18 protein-coding genes are annotated in these 19,209 nt (G+C 37.0%); 17 read left to right on the top strand and 1 reads right to left on the bottom strand.

Going from position 1 to position 19,209, the window contains the following annotated elements; all coding sequences use genetic code 11:
• The first annotated feature begins 32 nt into the window (after positions 1-32).
• The 3 genes from ASE01S_RS00640 to ASE01S_RS00630 all read left to right on the top strand — a co-directional run bounded on the left by ASE01S_RS00640 (position 33) and on the right by ASE01S_RS00630 (position 2,500).
• Positions 33-626, top strand: coding sequence for a hypothetical protein (locus tag ASE01S_RS00640; protein WP_067836601.1), 594 nt, complete (start codon positions 33-35; stop codon positions 624-626).
• Positions 627-695: 69 nt separating this feature from the next.
• Entirely contained in the window at positions 696-1,340 is a 645-nt protein-coding gene (locus tag ASE01S_RS00635) for a CBS domain-containing protein (protein WP_067836598.1), read from the top strand.
• Positions 1,341-1,528: 188 nt separating this feature from the next.
• Positions 1,529-2,500 carry an asparaginase gene (locus ASE01S_RS00630; RefSeq protein ID WP_067836593.1) on the top strand — a complete coding sequence of 324 codons (972 nt, stop codon included), beginning with the start codon at positions 1,529-1,531 and terminating at the stop codon, positions 2,498-2,500.
• A 416-nt stretch (positions 2,501-2,916) separates the two neighbouring features.
• On the opposite strand, the gene ASE01S_RS00625 is transcribed toward ASE01S_RS00630, so the two are convergent.
• The gene (locus tag ASE01S_RS00625; protein WP_067836588.1) at positions 2,917-3,495 is read right to left on the bottom strand and encodes a genetic competence negative regulator; all 579 of its coding nucleotides are present in this window, start codon (positions 3,493-3,495) and stop codon (positions 2,917-2,919) included.
• 339 nt (positions 3,496-3,834) lie between these two features.
• Between ASE01S_RS00625 and sleB the strand changes: the two genes are divergently transcribed.
• The 14 genes from sleB (at position 3,835) to ASE01S_RS00550 (ending at position 19,199) form a co-directional block, all read left to right on the top strand.
• The gene (gene sleB, locus ASE01S_RS00620) at positions 3,835-4,701 is read left to right on the top strand and encodes a spore cortex-lytic enzyme (RefSeq protein WP_067836585.1); all 867 of its coding nucleotides are present in this window, start codon (positions 3,835-3,837) and stop codon (positions 4,699-4,701) included.
• Positions 4,702-4,718: 17 nt separating this feature from the next.
• A complete protein-coding gene (ypeB, locus tag ASE01S_RS00615) occupies positions 4,719-6,068 on the top strand; it encodes a germination protein YpeB (RefSeq protein WP_067836581.1) in 1,350 nt (449 codons plus the stop codon).
• A gap of 133 nt (positions 6,069-6,201) precedes the next feature.
• Complete coding sequence (locus tag ASE01S_RS00610) at positions 6,202-6,858, top strand: flagellar brake protein (RefSeq protein ID WP_067836578.1); 657 nt, start codon at positions 6,202-6,204, stop codon at positions 6,856-6,858.
• A 214-nt stretch (positions 6,859-7,072) separates the two neighbouring features.
• Entirely contained in the window at positions 7,073-7,753 is a 681-nt protein-coding gene (gene cmk / locus ASE01S_RS00605; RefSeq protein ID WP_067836574.1) for a (d)CMP kinase, read from the top strand.
• Positions 7,754-8,335 carry a lysophospholipid acyltransferase family protein gene (locus ASE01S_RS00600; protein WP_245630300.1) on the top strand — a complete coding sequence of 194 codons (582 nt, stop codon included), beginning with the start codon at positions 7,754-7,756 and terminating at the stop codon, positions 8,333-8,335.
• A 96-nt stretch (positions 8,336-8,431) separates the two neighbouring features.
• Positions 8,432-9,574 carry a 30S ribosomal protein S1 gene (gene rpsA, locus ASE01S_RS00595; RefSeq protein ID WP_067836571.1) on the top strand — a complete coding sequence of 381 codons (1,143 nt, stop codon included), beginning with the start codon at positions 8,432-8,434 and terminating at the stop codon, positions 9,572-9,574.
• 350 nt (positions 9,575-9,924) lie between these two features.
• A complete protein-coding gene (locus ASE01S_RS00590; protein ID WP_067836567.1) occupies positions 9,925-10,464 on the top strand; it encodes a YphA family membrane protein in 540 nt (179 codons plus the stop codon).
• Positions 10,465-10,610: 146 nt separating this feature from the next.
• Complete coding sequence (gene der, locus ASE01S_RS00585; protein WP_067836565.1) at positions 10,611-11,921, top strand: ribosome biogenesis GTPase Der; 1,311 nt, start codon at positions 10,611-10,613, stop codon at positions 11,919-11,921.
• Between the two features lie 13 nt (positions 11,922-11,934).
• Positions 11,935-12,975, top strand: coding sequence for an NAD(P)H-dependent glycerol-3-phosphate dehydrogenase (locus tag ASE01S_RS00580; protein ID WP_067836560.1), 1,041 nt, complete (start codon positions 11,935-11,937; stop codon positions 12,973-12,975).
• Between the two features lie 65 nt (positions 12,976-13,040).
• Positions 13,041-13,301, top strand: a complete 261-nt coding sequence (locus tag ASE01S_RS00575; RefSeq protein ID WP_067836556.1) for a stage VI sporulation protein F — start codon at positions 13,041-13,043, stop codon at positions 13,299-13,301.
• 481 nt (positions 13,302-13,782) lie between these two features.
• Positions 13,783-15,261, top strand: a complete 1,479-nt coding sequence (spoIVA, locus tag ASE01S_RS00570; RefSeq protein ID WP_067836554.1) for a stage IV sporulation protein A — start codon at positions 13,783-13,785, stop codon at positions 15,259-15,261.
• A gap of 476 nt (positions 15,262-15,737) precedes the next feature.
• Complete coding sequence (locus ASE01S_RS00565; protein WP_067836550.1) at positions 15,738-16,763, top strand: EmtA family 23S rRNA (guanine(2470)) methyltransferase; 1,026 nt, start codon at positions 15,738-15,740, stop codon at positions 16,761-16,763.
• Between the two features lie 806 nt (positions 16,764-17,569).
• Entirely contained in the window at positions 17,570-17,842 is a 273-nt protein-coding gene (gene hbs, locus ASE01S_RS00555) for a non-specific DNA-binding protein Hbs (RefSeq protein ID WP_067836543.1), read from the top strand.
• Between the two features lie 574 nt (positions 17,843-18,416).
• Positions 18,417-19,199, top strand: a complete 783-nt coding sequence (locus ASE01S_RS00550; RefSeq protein ID WP_067836540.1) for a heptaprenyl diphosphate synthase component 1 — start codon at positions 18,417-18,419, stop codon at positions 19,197-19,199.
• The last annotated feature ends 10 nt before the right edge of the window (positions 19,200-19,209 follow it).

The following is a 19,209-nucleotide window of genomic DNA, read 5'->3' as shown; positions in this document are numbered from 1 at the left end:
TGATAATCGACCTATTAAAGGAGGTGTTCCACGTGAGTGAACAACATGATGATCAGGCTAATTTATTACGGCAGCAAGTAGCTTCTATTCAAAATGAAGTTCAAATACAGGATGAAAATGAAGCGTATGATCCAGAAGATCAGGAATTAGATGTATTAAACCTGCCACCTAGAAGTGAGGTGCATGATGCTCAATCTGCGAAGGTGAGATGGAAAGTAAGCTATTCACTTATTCGCTTACTTGTCGTATTTTTTATTCTGATTGTTATCTTAATTTTAACCTTTAATTATTGGGGTGATTACTTCCTGCAGAATGAATTGTTTTCTCAAGTGCGGACCACGAATCAAGTTGGAGATTCTGTTCACATTGTCAGGTTAAGCGATACATTATCTGAGGAAGTGACAAGGAAATTCCAGTTAGATCCGAGTGAACCAGAATTGACCTCTATAACTGGTCGCTATTATATTACACAGGAAGATGATACTTTGGAAAGCGTGATGTCACGATTTTACCAAAATGAACAAGTATTACCTTTATTAAAACAATTAAATGATTTAACTATCTCTCCAACAGATCGCTTTGAAGCTAACGAACGCTTATTTTTACCGAATATACGAATCGATTAGTTATCCAGTACTGATGCGATAAGTCAAAGCATAAAATAAGTGTGATGTTATAGATTGAGGTGATCAGATATGTTTGTTAGAAGCATTATGGTACCTAGTTATGCTTGTCATGTATGCCTGCCAACCGATTCCTTAAAGTCCGCTCTGACAAAGCTTGAAAAGATGGATATTGAAGCAATGCCGGTTCTGAGTAATGAAAGGGAATATTTGGGTATGCTGGGAAAGCAAGATATTTATCGAGCATATTTTCTTCAAGATCAGGATAAGGATGTGTTTTTAACAGTAACGACGGTTCAAGATGTTGTCAATCATTCAGATTTATATATTTATGAAGATGAAGTGTTTGAGCAAACCTTGACTACCTTTAAACAATTCGCGATAATTGCGGTAGTAGATGAACATCGTCATTTCAAAGGGATTGTGACACGATTTGACGTCTTGGAAAGATTTAAAAGTACATTTGGGATGAATCGATCGGGTATACGCCTAGCCCTTGCTACTGCTGATGAATCTGGTCGTCTTAATCAGCTAACTGACATCTTAAAACAAGTTCGTGCAGACATTATCTCGCTAACGACCTTTGATGAAGCAGATCGGTTAATACGTCGAATCATCGTAAAAGTAAGTCCAGCCATTAATCAGAAAAAAATTAAACAAAAGTTGGAACATTCTGGTTTTAAAATTTTAAGTATTAAAGAATGCGCTAATGATTAATTAGCGTTTTTCTTTTGGATTAGTACAAATTAAACGTCATTTCGTCAGGATTGCTTAAAACTATTTAAAAGATCACGTATTTTGTCATTCACAAGTGATAAAAAGGGTAAGTTAAAGGCTTAGCGACCTTTTTATTTATCTCTTAAGCAATACTTATGTATTTTTATCGTTAATGAGGTGGGATTTAGATGAAAACAATCGCTATTATTCATACGGGTGGCACTATTGCTATGTCAGAAGATGTAAAAACCGGTGCTGTTGTACCAACAGAGTACCATCCCCTAAGTAAAGAATTGGCTCAGCTTAATCAAATCGCTTCGATTGAGGAACATTTTTTATTTGATTTACCATCTCCACATATAACCGTTAGTCACATGCTTGAGCTTGGTCAGTATATTGAAAATATCATAAATGAATCGCAATATGATGGTGTCGTTGTTACACATGGGACGGATACATTAGAAGAAACGGCTTATTTTCTTGATTTATATTTAGATCTTGATAAGCCAATTGTGATAACTGGAGCAATGCGTTCAAGTAATGAGATTGGTTCAGATGGTTTATATAATTTAATTAGTGCTGTGCGGGTAGCCGGTGAGTCATCAGCAATAGATAAAGGTGTTTTAGTTGTAATGAATGACGAAATTCACACAGCTGCTTATGTGACTAAAACATCAGCAAGTAATGTGGCCACGTTTCAAAGTCCACAGTTTGGTCCAATTGGTTTATTAACGAAGCAAGAGGTTTACTTTTATCATAAATGGATCAAATCTGAAAAGATACCGTTTAACACGGTTACGGGATGTGTTCCACTTGTTAAATGCTATAGTGGAATGGATCGAGCATTAATTGACGCAATTATTCAAATGCAGCCCAATGGATTAGTTATTGAAGGGTTTGGTCAAGGAAATTTACCACCTTGGTTGGTGGAACCTATTGAACAATTAATTTTAGACGGGATTCCTGTTGTCTTAGTATCCCGTAGCTTTTTAGGTGTTGTTCAACCGACGTATGGTTATCCTGGCGGTGGTAAACAACTAAAAGAGAAAGGTGTTATTTTTGCCAAACGTCTGTCTGGGCCTAAGGCAAGGATTAAGCTATTAGCATTATTGGAAGCGGGTTATCAAATAGAAAAGATTGAAGCTGTCCTGGAGCAGTAAAATATGTTAGAGGACACTAATCTGTTCAGGTAAGGTTCTCCACTTATTTTTTGTCACTCCCTGCCAGATCGCTGAACGAAGTTACACTTTATTGAATTACTTCAGCCTAATTTTTGACGAAATGCGAAGAAGGAGATTTTTAGAACCACTAGTTACCGTAGGCTCTACCTATAGTCCCTACAGTAAAAAAATCGAAACTAAGTATCTGTTGATAATAAAAAAGATCGAGTAGTATTCTTGGAACTACTCGATCTTTATCTTTACCTTTACCAAGTCATCAACAACTCAAATCATTGTTGGCTTGTTATTCTGCTACGCACTGTTTCTAAAATATCACTACCATTATTTTCTGCTCCATGCGCTGAAAATCCGATCCATTTGCAATTAACGACGGACAACCATAGAGTTAGCTAATGTTAAGCAAACATTTGGCGAAGGGCAAACATGGCTTGTTCTTCAATAATCAATTGACCATATTCCATTAGGCGTGCAGGGGATAGAACACTAGCTTCTGAGTACTCCGAAAGTAGAGCGATAATATCCTCCTGGTTTATGTCATTTAACAGATCATCAGTAAAATACACATAGTAGTTATTTTCAAAATAATAAACAGCTCCTGAATCGATCTCTAAGCGACCTAATGTATGCGCGAGCTGGATGATATCTTCAAAGTCATCAAATACATAGAGTAAAGCGTCACTTTCATCAAGTGTAACCTGCATTTCAATGAAGTCATCTTCGTCTTCCTGGTCAATATGTTCTTGTGTAACGATAATTAACATGCCTTGTGCTTGAAGCATATATACTTGCACTGATAAAACTCCAGATAACTCGATATCTAATTCGTCACTCGCTTCAAACATCATATCGTGAAATAGAGCTTGCATGGATGGCAAATCCCGCCAAAGCATTTCTTCCGTAAGTCCACGTTCAATTAGATCATCAAAAGTTAAGAAAATTTTAAATTGATTTGATGATAATCTCTCTAACCGCATGCTAATTACCCCCTTAAAGTAAGTGTGATAACGATTCATATTTTAAAAAAGGTGCTTTTGCTTATTATATGATATTCTAAGCAATTTTGAAACATGGATGCATGCTTGTTTTTATTTATTACAACCAGTAACGGCCCGATTGGTTCAATTAACGATCAGTGGGGGGAGAGAGGAAGCTGACTATGTTCGCGATGTCGTGTCGCTACGTCTGCACCATCACATCCTATGTGTACTTAATCCACACTGAACAAAGTTTCACTTTATTCAATGTATAAAATAGTTGTTTTATTAGAAACTACCTAGCAAAAGACATTTATCATGGATTTAGGAGGCGAATATATGAAAACACTGATGATAAAAAGCTTATCTTTGGCTATTCTATTTTCCTTTATAGGCATTGCTAGCCATAATGAAATTAATGCATTTAGTCCACAGGTTATTCAGCACGGTGCCACTGGCGAGGACGTCGTTGAATTACAAGCACGGTTACAATATTTAGGGTTTTATAATAGTCAAATTGATGGGGTATTCGGTTGGGGAACGTATTGGGCTTTACGACACTTTCAATATGAATTTGGTATGGAGATTGATGGTTTAGCTGGTGATCAAGTAAAAGAAAAGCTGGTTCAAGCTAGCGAGTATGACAAAGACTTCATTCGTAAAAATCTAGAAGCTGGTCGTAAGTTTACTTATTATGGAGGCATGAATAAAGAAGATCAAGTAAAGAAAAAACCTAATGAGACGAATCAAACGGAAGGTGAGCCAAGTCAGAATCAAGCTCCAACAGATCAACAGCAAGCTGATCAAGATCAAGCGATCGAACCTACATCTACAAATGTCCCGAATGGTTTCTCTCAAAATGATATTCAATTAATGGCACAAGCTGTCTATGGCGAGGCGCGTGGCGAACCTTATGAAGGACAAGTGGCTGTAGCCGCGGTGATTTTAAATCGGATTCAAAGCACAACTTTTCCTAATACAGCTTCGAGCGTTATCTTTGAACCATTAGCTTTTACGGCAGTGGCCGATGGTCAAATTTATCTAGAACCTGATGAGACAGCACGCCGAGCGGTATTAGATGCCATAAATGGATGGGACCCTACCGGAGAAGCTCTATATTATTTTAATCCAGATACAGCGACATCTGACTGGATTTGGTCACGTCCTCAAATTAAACGAATAGGTAAACATATTTTTTGTATGTAGAAAAGGAGTGATAAACAATGGCACGATGGATACTCATTGGTCTACTCTCAGTTGGCTTGATTGGTACGGGGATATGGGGGTATAACCAAAATGAGCAAAGAGAAACATTAATGGTTCAAGCTGAAAACAATTATCAACGCGCTTTTCATGATTTAACCTATCATTTAGATTTGTTACATGATAAGATCGGAACGACCTTAGCGTTAAATACAAAAGAGCAATTATCACCGCAACTGCTTGAAATTTGGCGCTTAACCTCTCAAGCCCAAACAGATGTCAGCCAGCTCCCGCTTGTTTTGTTACCATTTAGCAAAACAGAAAATTTTTTAGCGGAAATCGGTGATTTTAGTTATGATGTAGCGGTACGAAATCTTGAAGATGAGCCTTTATCTGATGAAGAGATTGAAAAGTTAACAGCCTTGTATCAGTCTTCAAATGATATTCGTGAGGAGCTGAGAACGGTACAGCATACGGTCTTAAATGATCAACTTCGTTGGGTAGATGTCGAGTTAGCCCTAGCTTCCTCTGAAGTAGAGCAAAGCCCTATTATTGATGGTTTTACTAAAGTTGAGGACCATGCTAACGGTTTTACCGAAACACATTTTCAAAATTTATCAACAAACTTACCTAATCAACAGCATAAGTTTGCTTATTTGACAGGCGACCCGATCACTGAAGAAGAAGCAATTCAACTGATTAAAGATCAATTTGAACTTCCTGATGATATAGAAATTGATCTTCAAAAGAGTGGTGATGGTGCCCAACTACAAACATATAGTGGTTCGTTTTCCACAGATGACGAGCAGGGCTATGTAGAAATTACCGAAAAGGGTGGTCATGTTCTTTCGTATATGATTAATCGTGAATTATCTGATGCGACGATTGGTTTAAATGAAGCCCAACAACATGCTGAAGATTTATTAGAAGATCAGGGTTTTGATCAAGTGATTTTATTACAGTCAAGTCAATATGATAACACTGGCCTTTTTCAGTATATTGGCACCCAAGATGACATTTGGGTTTACCCTGATAAAGTGATGGTTAAGGTTGGATTAGATAATGGCGATATTGTCGGCTTTAGTGCAACAGACTATTATCGTCATCACAATACCCGAGAAATTGAAGAACCGGAATTGACTTTAGAGGAAGCAAAGGATAAAGTTAATCAGTCGTTGACTATTGAAGATCAGCACTTAGCGATTGTCGAGGACCCAGAAGGAAATGAAGTCTTAACCTATGCTTTCTTTGGTACACTAAATAATGACACTTATCGGATTTTTATTGATGCTTCCACAGGGTATGAAGTATCAGTTGAGCTTTTGCAAGATGTTGAAAGACGCTGGGATAAGCGTGTTTTAACAGACTAATCACACCTTTACCACATACTAAACACCTACTACCTGAGATCTATACGATTAAGGTGTAGGTGTTTTTTCTTGCTCGACATCCTCATATCTGCCATAATATGAATAGAATTAATAGAAGGTGAGGGGTTTGTTAATGTTTAAAATAGGAACAACTTTAACCTTAGAATATAAAGAAGATGAGCATGAATTAATGAATTATCGTTGTCGAATTGTAGAATTTAATGAAGACACCATATATATAGATTACCCGATTCACACGACTACGAGTCGGACTGATTTTTTTCCAAATGGAACAGTACTTATTGCCTATTTTGTCGGTAGCGATCATGCGGTTTATCAGTTTAAGACAGTTGTAAAAGGGAGAAAAAAAAATAACATCCCAATGTTGCTTTTACATTTCGATCAGAGTAAACTTATAAGGGTACAAAGGCGAGAATATGTTCGAGTCAGCGCACAGTTAGATATATCCCTTACCCATCCTGACAACCTATTTGAGACATTGACAACCATAACGACAAATATTAGCGGAGGGGGGATGGCCGTCATTATACCTGAGGATCATCCCATAAAGCCGGGTATGGTGTTGGATAGTGTCATGGTATTACCAAGTCATAAAAGGGATCAATACTATTTACATACAAATGTTGAAGCTGTACGGATACAACCTCAAAAGCCTGATCCACAAACGTCTTTGTTATCACTAAAGTTTACTCATATTAATGAACGTGAACGTGAACAAATTATTCAATATTGCTTTGATAAACAACGTAAACTGAGACAAAAACTATAATAAGCTTTAACTTCATTTCAGCTGAAGTCTCCCGTGCTATAATGAATTCCATTTAGTGGAGGTTACAAACTGTTGAATAAAGTTAAAGCCTCCAGCGAATGCGATAGAGTTTAGAGGGCATTGACCGAGTTAAAGCACGATAAAAGCTGGGGGCGCAAATATGCTACTAAGGCGTATTTGATTATGGTTATGAAGTAATGAAAGGGCGAAGTAAATGGAAACAACAAAGTTAGCAATTGCTATTGATGGACCAGCGGCAGCAGGGAAAAGCACGGTAGCAAAAAAAATAGCCCAAAAGCTAGGTTATGTTTATATAGATACGGGAGCGATGTACCGGGCTCTCACATATCAAGCCATTAATAGAAACATAGACTTAAATGACGAACAGTCGCTATACTCATTATTGATTAAAACGACAATTGAATTAGTACAAGGGGAAAAAGGGCAAAGAGTGTTAGTAGATGGAAAGGATGTAACCGATCCAATTAGAAGTCAATCCGTTACAAATAGCGTTTCACAAGTGGCAAGACATCGACTAGTAAGGGAAGAAATGGTACGACGACAACGAGCATTAGCTGAAAAAAGAGCAGTAGTCATGGATGGCCGTGATATCGGCTCCCATGTCATACCAGATGCAGAAATAAAGATTTTTTTAGTTGCCTCTGTGGCTGAGCGTGCTGAACGTCGCTACAAAGAAAATATGAAGAAGGGCTTTAAAACAAGCCTAATCCAGCTTGAGCACGAAATTGCCGAACGTGACAAACTAGACTCTGAGCGTGATGTGTCGCCATTGGTTAAAGCAGAGGATGCAATTGAGGTGGATACAACCTCCTTAGATATCGATCAAGTTACAGCTAAGATTCTTAGTATAATTGAGCAAAAAGGAGGGGTCTAATTGGGTTTTTACCATGTTGCTAAAAATATTGTCTGGTATACGCTAAAGCCCCTTTATCGGATGGAGGTCATTGGCAAGGAAAACATTCCGAAAAATGGCCCTGTCATCATTTGTTCTAATCATATTTCAAATTTAGATCCACCAGTCGTAGGAGGATCATCGCCACGTGATCTGCATTTTTTAGCAAAAGAAGAATTGTTTGAGAAAAAGTGGTTAAGTAAGTTACTTAGAAGTCTCAATGCTTTCCCAATTAAACGAGGAATGAGTGATCGAGCAGCTCTACGCCAAGCTCTTCAATTACTAAAAGATAATAAGGTATTGGGATTATTTCCTGAAGGGACACGAAGTAAGTCAGGGAAACTTGGAAAAGGTCTAACAGGCATTGGTTTTTTTGCTTTAAGATCTGATGCTGTCGTTGTGCCTTGTGCTATTATCGGGCCTTATAAAATAGGAAAAAAACTTAAAATCATCTATGGTTCACCAGTTAATATGACAGAGCTTCGTAACACAAAGGCTTCGGCAAAGGATGCTACTGAAACCATTATGGAAGCGATTAAAGTGTTGTTAGAAAATAATAGTTAAAATTAAACCTTAAGACTTGACAAATGTTCTGAAATGTTAGAACTTAGAAAAGGAATAGTTTATTTCTTGTCGCAAATTGAAGGAGGCTCTTATTTGATGGATGAAATGAATAAAGAAGTATCAGATTTTAAAGAATTGGCGATTGGCGAAATCGTAACTGGGAAAGTCGTAAAAGTAGAAGATAAACAAGTACTCGTTGATATTGGATGGAAGACCGACGGGATTGTTCCAATTAGTGAGTTATCTAGTCTACACATTGACTCGGCTGGAGAAGTTGTTTCTATTAATGATGAGTTAACTTTAAAAATAAAGAAAATATCTGATGATGAAATTATTTTATCTAAGCAAGCTGTAGACACTGAACAGGCTTGGTTAGACTTAGAAGAAAAACTTGCTTCTGGTGAAGTATTTGAAGCCCCTGTTAAAGAAATCGTTAAAGGTGGTTTAGTCGTGGATGTGGGGTTACGTGGCTTTATCCCTGCTTCACTAGTTGAGACCTATTTTGTTGATGATTTTTCTGATTATCAGGATCGTTTATTAACCTTAAAAGTCGTTGAGTTAGACCGTTCTAAAAACCGTGTTATCCTATCGCATAGAGCAGTAGTTGAAGAAGAAGAAGCGGTTAAGAAGCAAGGGCTTCTGGAAAATTTACAAGAAGGTCAAGAAATTGAAGGAAAAGTCGCAAGATTAACTGATTTTGGTGTATTTGTTGATTTAGGTGGAATTGATGGTTTGGTCCATATTTCCCAACTCTCACATGACCATGTAGAACAGGCAAGTGATGTAGTAAGTGAGGGCGAGACAATTAAAGTTAAGGTTCTATCGGTTAATCCAGAAACAGAGCGTATTTCCTTATCCGTTAAAGCAACTCTACCTGGACCATGGGAAGCTGTTGAAGATCAAATTTCAACTGGTAGTGTTGTGGAAGGTACAGTTAAGCGCCTTGTCCATTTCGGTGCATTTGTGGAAGTATTACCTCAAGTAGAGGGTTTGGTTCATATATCTCAAATTTCAACAGAACACATTGGTACACCACAGGAAGTACTGGAAGTTGGACAGACTGTTAAAGCTAAAGTATTAGATGTTAATCAGGCTGAAAAACGAATTTCATTGAGTATCAAAGAAGTTGAAGAAGAGCAGAATCAACAAGAATTAAAATCGTATAAAAAAGAAGATGATGATGCTGGTTTCTCTTTAAGTGATATGATTGGCGACCAACTTGATCAATTCAAGAAATAGATAGCCTGATCGAATATTTTTTATTGATCTATGGAGCAAGTAGGGAAAATATATTCTCTACTTGCTTTTCATTGTTATTAATAATAAGTGCAACCAGATCAAAGCATGTAGCAAAGCTGATCGTTTCTAATACCTATCATTTAAACAGAGTCTCTTTACATAGGTAACATGTTTAATCGTTTACTTGCTATAAATAGCTTATTTCGTATAAATATGATATATATCCCCAATTTCCCTTGAATCTTATCTGTACCTAACGAGATGGATTCTCTGCAAAACTAAAAGCTTATCATAATTAGCGTTTAGTCTCACCTCTTTCAAGCCATAATAATGGTATGGGGGTGAACCGTATGTTCTTCTATTGGATCAGTTGGTTAGCCATTTCTTATTTCACCTTTTTCAAACCAAAATCAAGTAGGATTAGGGCAGCGATCATCGTGTTACTTTTATTAAATATCATTTTAATTAATCATTACATGTCTTTAGGGAACTTAGATGTATCGTTACCATTTTTCTATTGTTTGATCTTGATTTTATTTATCTTGCTTAAAAAACGACTTCGAGTAACACAGCTTTTTATATTGTGTGGTTTAATTTTAAGTTTTGTCGGTACTCGTTATTTATTAATTACTAGTCCAATATGGCTCTTTTTTAATGAGTATGCCATCACAAGTATTCTGCTGATCATGATGGTCTCTTTTTATACCAAACAATTAAATGAAAAACTAGTATTATTCTCAGCTGCGTTTTTTATTGGCGAGCTTTTTTATAGTATGAATGTTCGTTTACTGGATTGGTTTTTGATATTAGGGAGCCCTATTTTTTTTATTTGCTTTTATATTAGTTTAGTATGGTTACTTGTTTATGATAAGCTAGCCGCTAATAGGTGAGTCATCTATTTAAAGATGAACAGTCATGAGCTGCTTCTATACTTTATCTTTGGGAAAAGATTGTTTAAATAACTATCTTTTGCTAAACTATATAAGTTAGTGAGTGATTAAGTTAATGATTAAGATAAAGAAAGGATGAACCTTTCATGCGAAAATCTATTGTAGCAATTGTCGGAAGGCCGAATGTTGGAAAATCAACGATCTTTAATCGTTTAGTAGGTGAAAGGATTTCGATTGTCGAGGATGTCCCTGGTGTAACACGTGATCGCATTTATGCTGAAGCTGAATGGTTAACCACGAAATTTAATCTAATTGATACTGGTGGAATAGAGTTAGGGGATGAACCTTTATTAGTTCAAATGCGTGAACAAGCTGATATGGCAATTAATGAAGCTGATGTTATTATTTTTATCGTTAATGGTCGTGAAGGGATTACATCAGCAGATGAGGAGGTTGCTAAAATCCTCTATAAATCAAATAAACCAGTTGTATTAGCGGTTAACAAAGTGGACAACCCTGAAATGCGTGAAGATATTTATGAATTTTATAGCTTAGGATTCGGAGAACCATTTCCAATCTCAGGAACACACGGTTTGGGACTTGGAGATATGCTTGATAAAGTGATTGAATATTTCCCAACATTAGAAGTTGAGCAAGTTGACCAAGATACTATTTATTTTAGCTTAATTGGACGCCCGAATGTTGGGAAGTCTTCTCTAGTTAATGCGTTATTACAGCAGGAAAGAGTGATTGTCAGTGATATAGCTGGTACAACTCGTGATGCGATCGATACCCCATTTACTAAGGAAGGTCAAGATTATGTGATCATCGATACCGCAGGAATGAGAAAACGTGGAAAAATATATGAGTCAACTGAACGATACAGTATTATGCGTGCTTTGAAAGCAATTGAACGGTCAGACGTTGTCCTGTCCTTAATTGATGCTGAAACTGGGATTATCGAACAAGATAAGAAGATTGCCGGCTATGCTCACCAAGCAGGAAAGGCCGTTGTTATTGTCGTTAACAAATGGGATACAGTAGAGTCCGATCAAAAAGCTATGAAAGATTTTGAACAAAAGCTCAGAGTCCATTTCCCATTTTTAGACTATGCGCCAATTGTCTTTTTATCCGCACTGACCAAAAAGCGGACACATACGCTTTTACCTCAAGTGCGATTGGCAAGTGAAAATCATGTTAAACGTGTTGAGACCAACGTATTGAACGATGTGGTAATGGATGCGGTAGCCATGAATCCCACGCCAACTATGAATGGAAAGCGACTCAAGATTTTATATGTAACACAAGTTGCTGTAAAGCCTCCTACCTTTGTCGTCTTTGTTAATGAGCCTGAATTGTTGCATTTTTCATATGAACGGTTTTTAGAAAATCGGATTCGTGAGGCTTTTGGCTTCGAAGGTACACCAATAAAAATATATGCAAGAAAACGTAGCTAGGGAGTGTCTTAGGATGGAAAAAGTAGCCGTATTAGGAGCAGGGAGCTGGGGAACAGCGCTAGCAATGGTTTTACATGAGAATGGTCATGATATCAGACTTTGGACAAACGACTCTGAACATGCTAAAAATATGAATCAGACTCATCAAAACTCTGCTTATTTACCAGATGTGTCATTACCAGAGACATTAACCGCATATCATTCTCTTTCGGAAGCATTAGCCGAAGTATCGGCGATTGTTTTTGTTTTGCCTACAAAGGCAATTCGGTCCGTTTGTCAGCAAGTCCGTGATGTTTTAAAGCATAAAGTCACCATTATCCATGGGACGAAAGGAATTGAACCTAAAACCTTTAAACGTGTTTCCGAACTCATAGCAGAGGAAATTCCTGAGCACTTATATGAGGATATTGTTGTTTTATCAGGTCCAAGTCATGCAGAAGAAGTAAGTATTAAACAGCCAACAACTGTTACCGCTTCTTCAAACTCAGAACAAGCCGCTCACCATGCGCAGGACTTATTCATTAATGACCGATTTCGTGTATATACCAATAAAGATATTATCGGTGTTGAATTAGGTGGATCGCTAAAAAATATTATTGCTTTAGGAGCAGGCATATCTGATGGGTTAGGTTATGGTGATAATGCGAAAGCAGCCCTTGTGACAAGAGGTCTTGCGGAAATAGCTCGCTTAGGAACAGCTATGGGTGCAGATCCATTGACCTTTGTCGGCTTGACTGGTATGGGCGATCTTATTGTAACTTCAACCAGCAAGCATAGTCGAAATTGGCGGACAGGAAACATGTTAGCAAAGGGGAAGAGCTTAGATACAATCCTTGATGAAATGGGGATGGTCGTGGAAGGTGTCCGCACTGCAGAAGCGGCTTATCATCTAGCTAAGAAGAAAGGGATAGAAATGCCAATTACTTCAGGTATCTATCATGTTTTATTCAAAGGGGCTAGCCCACGCGAAGTAGTTGATCAATTAATGACCCGTGTTAGACGAACGGAAACTGATGAGATTCATTCTATGTTAAAGCAGTATTATCAAGCCTAACAATGAACAGCTTTATCTTCTCTTGCATATAGTATCATGAATATGCTAAGCAAGGAGGAGAATAGGTGAGCGATTTCCAGAAGGGTATATTTGATCACATTCAGAACAAAGCAAATATTAAACCTGAACAGGTATTTAAGGTAGCTCAATCTGTACAAAATGCTGATTTTACAGACGAGGCAACTGTTAGAGACTTAGTTAAGCAGCTTAGTCAGCTAGCCAATAAACCGATATCGAAGGAAAAGGAAGATAAGCTAGTTAATTCCATTACCAAAAATAATTTACCCCATGATCTTAATACGTTAGGACAACTATTTAAAAAGTAACTTATTTTAGGCATTCGCTTATACAATTCATGTTGCTACGCATAAACTATTATGCACAAGCATTCACATTAAAGTTGCCCTGGGTATTAATTTTAGTCAATCCGAGTTAGAGTGCCCCTTCTAGCTCGGTTTTTTATTTTTGTAACGATTCTATGTAAATGCAATGTCATATGATTTTAACATGCATTCAACATCTCGTTTACAGATAACCTCGTCAAAGCCAGCATTGCTATTACGGACGAACTGGTTTCAATATAAAACAATTATGTGCTAACTTAGTACTAGTTTTACATATAGATAATTAATAAAATCAAGTGGACGTACTAAATCTACACCTAGCTTTAAGTATTTTTAAGAAAACTTATCCTTTAGCTGAAAATATCTTTGAATCAACTGTCATAATCTATTGGGACAACATCATAGACTTTAAGTGTCAGAGCATCGTACTTAACGACGTCGAAGGAGTCCGGGAGGGGATTATGTGGAAAAAGTAGATATTTTCAAAGATATTTCTAAACGAACGAACGGTGATATTTATTTAGGTGTTGTTGGAGCAGTGCGTACCGGTAAATCAACTTTCATAAAGAAATTTATGGAAAAAGTTGTTTTGCCCAATATGCGAGATGAAGGTGATCGAGCACGAGCACAGGACGAATTACCACAAAGTGCTGCTGGAAAAACAATCATGACGACAGAACCTAAATTTGTTCCAAATCAAGCCGTTCACCTTGAGGTAGACGAAGGATTAGGTGTTAATGTTCGTCTGGTGGATTGTGTAGGCTATACCGTTAATAGTGCTCAAGGTTTTGAGGATGAAAACGGCCCGCGAATGATTCACACACCATGGTATGAGGAACCTATTCCATTTCACGAAGCAGCCGAAATAGGCACTAGGAAGGTGATTCAAGAACATTCAACAATTGGAGTTGTTATTACAACAGATGGTTCGATTGGTGAGATCCCTCGTCAGGATTTTGTTGAAGCGGAATCACGGATTGTGGAGGAGCTAAAAGAAGTTGGTAAACCGTTTATTATGGTGATCAATTCAACCAAGCCTTATCACGAGGACACTGAGCTTTTACGCCAAGCTTTAAACGAGCAGTATGATATCCCTGTTTTAGCTATGAGTGTAGAAAGTATGCAGGAAGATGACGTGTACAATGTACTGAGAGAAGCCTTATTTGAGTTTCCTGTTCTCGAAGTGAATGTTAATCTTCCAAGCTGGGTCATGGTCTTAAATGAAGATCACTGGCTCAGATTAAGCTATCATGAAGCCATTCAAGAAACGGTCAAAGATATCAAACGATTACGTGATGTTGACCGAGTAGTAGGTCATTTTGATGAATATGATCATATTGAACACGCTAAAATCAATGGTATCGAGATGGGTGAGGGCATTGCTGAAATTGATTTAGATGCACCGAGCTATCTATATGACCAAGTACTTAAAGAAATTGTAGGTGAGGAGATTAGAGGAAAGGATCACTTACTCGAGCTTATGCAGGATTTCGCTGAAGCCAAACGTGAGTATGATCAAATTGCTGACGCTCTGAATATGGTTAAGCAAACGGGATATGGGGTGGCGGCACCAACAGTTAATGATATGACCTTAGACGAACCAGAAATCATTCGACAAGGCACACGATTTGGTGTTCGATTAAAGGCGATCGCGCCATCTATTCACATGATAAAGGTTGATGTCGAATCTGAATTCTCCCCAATTATTGGTACTGAGAAGCAAAGTGAAGAGCTTGTTCGATATCTAATGCAAGATTTTGAAGATGACCCACTTTCTATTTGGCAATCAGATATATTTGGGCGTTCCTTAAGTTCGATTGTTCGTGAAGGTATTCAAGGAAAGTTATCATTAATGCCAGAAAATGCTCGATATAAGCTAAAAGAAACACTTGAGAAAATTGTCAACCAAGGGTCAGGGGGGTTAATTGCGATCATTCTTTAACGACTTGAATTCCAAGTCGTTTTTATTTTTTTGGGTATTTGGATTATCGCATGGAAAAAAACCTTAAAAGGTTGTTGGTCTAATCCGAGAGTAAACTTGCAATATTCTACAATTCATGCTATCAATTATTGATTGATTTTTATCATCCCTTGTTTTAAGATAATAGTAATATTAAATGGGTGGGGGTATTCTAATCATGATGATGGCAGTGTTCTTGACAGTTATTCAATAACTACAAATTGAATAACAATGATGCTTGAAAAACCCTTGATAGATTAGGGTTATTTGTTGTGTGATTTTCAAGTATCAGCAGTCAATGAACTTAATCATCATAATGCCGTTAAATATGCTGTCTAACACACGTGTTAATACAGTTTATAAATAACGTTTACAAGAGGTCGTGATGAATCTTAAGATGGTTCATCACGGCTTTTTTGTGCTCTTAATTCGGCGTTCTGAAAATTGGAGGCGTTAGTATGACTCTTTATTTTGCCAGCATATTGTCTGGATTAGAATACGTTTTATCAAATGAAATTAACAACAAGGTGAGTGATTCTGAAATAATTCAAATAAATAGAGGAAAAGTTTTCTTTACCACAGCTGAGTCTTTTACATGCTTAAGTTCTTTAAGGTCGGCAGATAATTTATTTCAAGTGATTGATCAATTTCAAATTGGACCACATAAAAAGCACTTATCTCAGGTAATTGAGCGAATATCCCAGTTGGATTTGGATTTTATTGATCATAAAGATTTATATTGGGTAAATGCGAGCCGTAAAGGAAAACAAACCTATAGTCGTTTTGAAGTAGCAAAAAAAGCAATGGAGGGCATTAAAAAGCGTTACCCTGATTGGAACATTGGAACACCCCAAAATCATCAAGTAGAATTTAGACTCGACATTGAACATCATCATGTGATTTTTTCATTTCGACTTACAAATGCGACGTTTCGTTTTCGTAATCAGAATCGACAGTTCTCTCGTGCATCATTACTTCCCTCTGTGGCTCATGCGATGGTGTGGTTATCAGATCCAAAATCGACAGATATTTTCGTAGACCTTTGTTGCGGTTCAGGCACAATTTTGTCTGAACGAGCGACATACCCTGCAAATCGGATCATTGGTGGCGATATATCTGACCCGGTCATAAAAATAGCCCAAAATAATCTTGATGATTCGATGGTGGAAGTCAATGTTTGGGATGCAAGGAAATTGCCTTTTGCTACTGGTTATGTCAATAAAATTGTAACTAATCTTCCATTTGGTAGACAAATTTCCCCCGACGAGGATTTAGAATTGTTCAATCACCATACTATGACTGAAGTAGGTAGAGTATTGAAGCTGGGCGGGAGAGCGGTTATTTTGTCTGAGAGTGCTAATCAATTGTTATGGGAAGCAAAACGATTAGGGCTTTTTTGTCTGAAATCTTATTCTCTGAGTTTGAAGGGGGTAAATCCTACCTTGTTTGTATTTGAAAAACAAGATGAACAAAGAAGGGAGTAGCCATTTAAGAGAAAAATTCATTAAAAGCAAAAAACAGATGGTAGTCAAGCAGAGCATATCTTTTGATGATAATGTGTCGAAAGTAGTTTACAAAATGGTTATCGATTTAAAGAAATTTCAAAAAAGAGATATTATCCTTATGGTAAGGAGTAACAATGTTAACCAATATGCTTAACCGTTCATTGATATCAAGAAAGGGAGAACGATTATCGTTTTTTGCTAGAGTCCAAGACTCCACATCCTACCCATTGGCCAAAATGCGGTACGTTTGCAAGGAGCTACGGCAAAATACTAATTATTTTTTGATTGTCTTTCTTGACTATCATTTTGTAACTAAGCGGATATCATCCAAATCTGGAGGATCATCAAATCTCATATATCTAATTACTTTTATCTCAGACTCTTTTATTTTTTAAAAATGACTCTTTTCCGATTTTTTCGATATAATCTTAGTTTATAAAAATATAAAACTGCAATGAAACCATTGTTCATGATGGTGAATCATAAAACAAATTTTGATTTAATATTACAATAAGTGACAATAACTTTAAACTTTTTTGACATAAAGATTAAAAATTGAGATAAAAGAAGCACTTTTCCATTAGGTATTTTGAACAAATTTTATGATTATTAAATAATTATTGTGTTTTTGGTTGAATTTAACGGTAAAGTCGTTTATTATAAGCCTAGTCATCAATAATTTTGATGAACTGAAGTATAGAATTTGCAAAAATTGTGAACAAATGGAGTATAACCATTTAAGTTCGTATGCTTCATGGATTTAAATGTGGGAGGAGGTGAATATCATGAACAAGACAGATTTAATTAATGCTGTTGCAGAGAAAAGCGAACTATCAAAAAAAGATGCGACTAAAGCTGTAGATGCCGTTTTTGAATCAATCATGGATTCACTAAAAGATGGTGAAAAAGTACAGTTAATTGGTTTTGGTAACTTTGAAGTTCGTGAGCGTGCTGCCCGTAAAGGCCGTAACCCACAAACTGGTGCTGAGATTGAAATCCCAGCTAGCAAAGTTCCAGCTTTCAAACCAGGAAAAGCCCTTAAGGATAGCGTGAAATAATTTCTACATAGGGCAATACGACAAAGGGTGCAGTTTATCTGTACCCTTTTTCTTTATTCTTAGTTATAAGATTAATTAATTTGATAGGATCATCATAGTTACTGATGTTTACATATACGATTCTAAAATTAGAGCTTGCAACAATTGATTTGGATTAAACCTGATTTATCGCAGTGTAACTGGCTGGGGCTGCGATTACTCGCCCCATCGAAGGGCTTTTGTAAGCCTTCCCCTTTAAGAAATAAGGGAACACGTCATGTCTAAGTGGGAGGTCCAACAGCCAGTAACGGCACTAACGTTCAGTGTGTGAGTGAGGAAACTGACTAAGTTCGCGACGTCATGTCGCAACGTCTGCACGAGCACATCCTATGCCTCGAAACCCCCACTAAACGAAGTTTTTTTATCCGAGTACTAGAGACATTGATTTCTATACAGGGTTTATAGCCAACATTGCTTTTGATGTTAACTGCTTTTCTGTTTAGTTTTAGCCAATAATGATGAGGAAGTAGAGGTATAGTATATGCTATAATAGACTATACTAATGATCAGTTTACTTTCTGATTCGGAGGCTTACATGGAGACTCAACAATTAATAGAAAAAGCTGCCATCCAATTAAAAAAAGAGTTAAAAGACTGTTCATTAACGGTAATGCCATCTAAAATACTAAATACTACTGATTATCTTGAAATCATCTCAGCTATTATCCAACTGTCAGATTGGAAAGAAGAGAAGAAAGTCGCCAGTATTGTGGCAACCATGCTTGTTCAATTATCGTTAGATGTTCATGACCAGATAAATAATAATCAAATCGATCAATATCAACATTCAAGAATTATTTTACAAGGGGATATTTTGAGCAGTCGATATTATATGCTTCTTGCTTTATATGATGAGATTGCTTTAATTAAACAATTTGCCTCAGCCATCAAGCGAATTAACAGTTGGAAAATGTGGCTCACAGATTTAAATGCAGGTGAGCTTAATCGATATGTTAAAACTAAGATTAAGATTGAGACAGAAGTGATCAACTGTCTAGCGCGGTATTTCAGCTTACAACAATTCGAGAATTGCTTTACTTCTTTTTATCTCTATCTGTTTTGGCAAAATGAACATCATTTATTCAAAAAATCCATTAAAAGTGAATGTGCTAAAATTTATCAACAAGGCTGTAGCAAACAAGGACAGCTTCAGCCGTACCACACATGGGTAAACTACCATCTTAATTTATCGCGGAAGACCTTAGAGCATAAGCTTATTGATCAGCAGCAGGATTTACCGTTGTTCTATAATGTTATGACAGCTAAATTCGCTACTTATCGAAATCATACCGAATCAGACCTTGAAGCCAGGCTGTAAACGCGTACCT

Source organism: Amphibacillus sediminis NBRC 103570, assembly GCF_001552275.1.
Lineage (GTDB): Bacteria > Bacillota > Bacilli > Bacillales > Amphibacillaceae > Amphibacillus_B > Amphibacillus_B sediminis.
This window is presented reverse-complemented; position numbering and strand designations above follow the sequence as displayed.

Bases quoted from the DNA above. Each gene is read 5' to 3' on its own strand.
- ASE01S_RS00635 (WP_067836598.1), top strand. From the start codon at position 696: ATGTTTGTTAGAAGCATTATGGTACCTAGTTATGCTTGTCATGTATGC.
- ASE01S_RS00630 (WP_067836593.1), top strand. From the start codon at position 1,529: ATGAAAACAATCGCTATTATTCATACGGGTGGCACTATTGCTATGTCA.
- ASE01S_RS00625 (WP_067836588.1), bottom strand. From the start codon at position 3,495: ATGCGGTTAGAGAGATTATCATCAAATCAATTTAAAATTTTCTTAACT.
- sleB (WP_067836585.1), top strand. From the start codon at position 3,835: ATGAAAACACTGATGATAAAAAGCTTATCTTTGGCTATTCTATTTTCC.
- ypeB (WP_067836581.1), top strand. From the start codon at position 4,719: ATGGCACGATGGATACTCATTGGTCTACTCTCAGTTGGCTTGATTGGT.
- ASE01S_RS00610 (WP_067836578.1), top strand. From the start codon at position 6,202: ATGTTTAAAATAGGAACAACTTTAACCTTAGAATATAAAGAAGATGAG.
- cmk (WP_067836574.1), top strand. From the start codon at position 7,073: ATGGAAACAACAAAGTTAGCAATTGCTATTGATGGACCAGCGGCAGCA.
- rpsA (WP_067836571.1), top strand. From the start codon at position 8,432: ATGGATGAAATGAATAAAGAAGTATCAGATTTTAAAGAATTGGCGATT.
- ASE01S_RS00590 (WP_067836567.1), top strand. From the start codon at position 9,925: ATGTTCTTCTATTGGATCAGTTGGTTAGCCATTTCTTATTTCACCTTT.
- der (WP_067836565.1), top strand. From the start codon at position 10,611: ATGCGAAAATCTATTGTAGCAATTGTCGGAAGGCCGAATGTTGGAAAA.
- ASE01S_RS00580 (WP_067836560.1), top strand. From the start codon at position 11,935: ATGGAAAAAGTAGCCGTATTAGGAGCAGGGAGCTGGGGAACAGCGCTA.
- ASE01S_RS00565 (WP_067836550.1), top strand. From the start codon at position 15,738: ATGACTCTTTATTTTGCCAGCATATTGTCTGGATTAGAATACGTTTTA.
- hbs (WP_067836543.1), top strand. From the start codon at position 17,570: ATGAACAAGACAGATTTAATTAATGCTGTTGCAGAGAAAAGCGAACTA.
- ASE01S_RS00550 (WP_067836540.1), top strand. From the start codon at position 18,417: ATGGAGACTCAACAATTAATAGAAAAAGCTGCCATCCAATTAAAAAAA.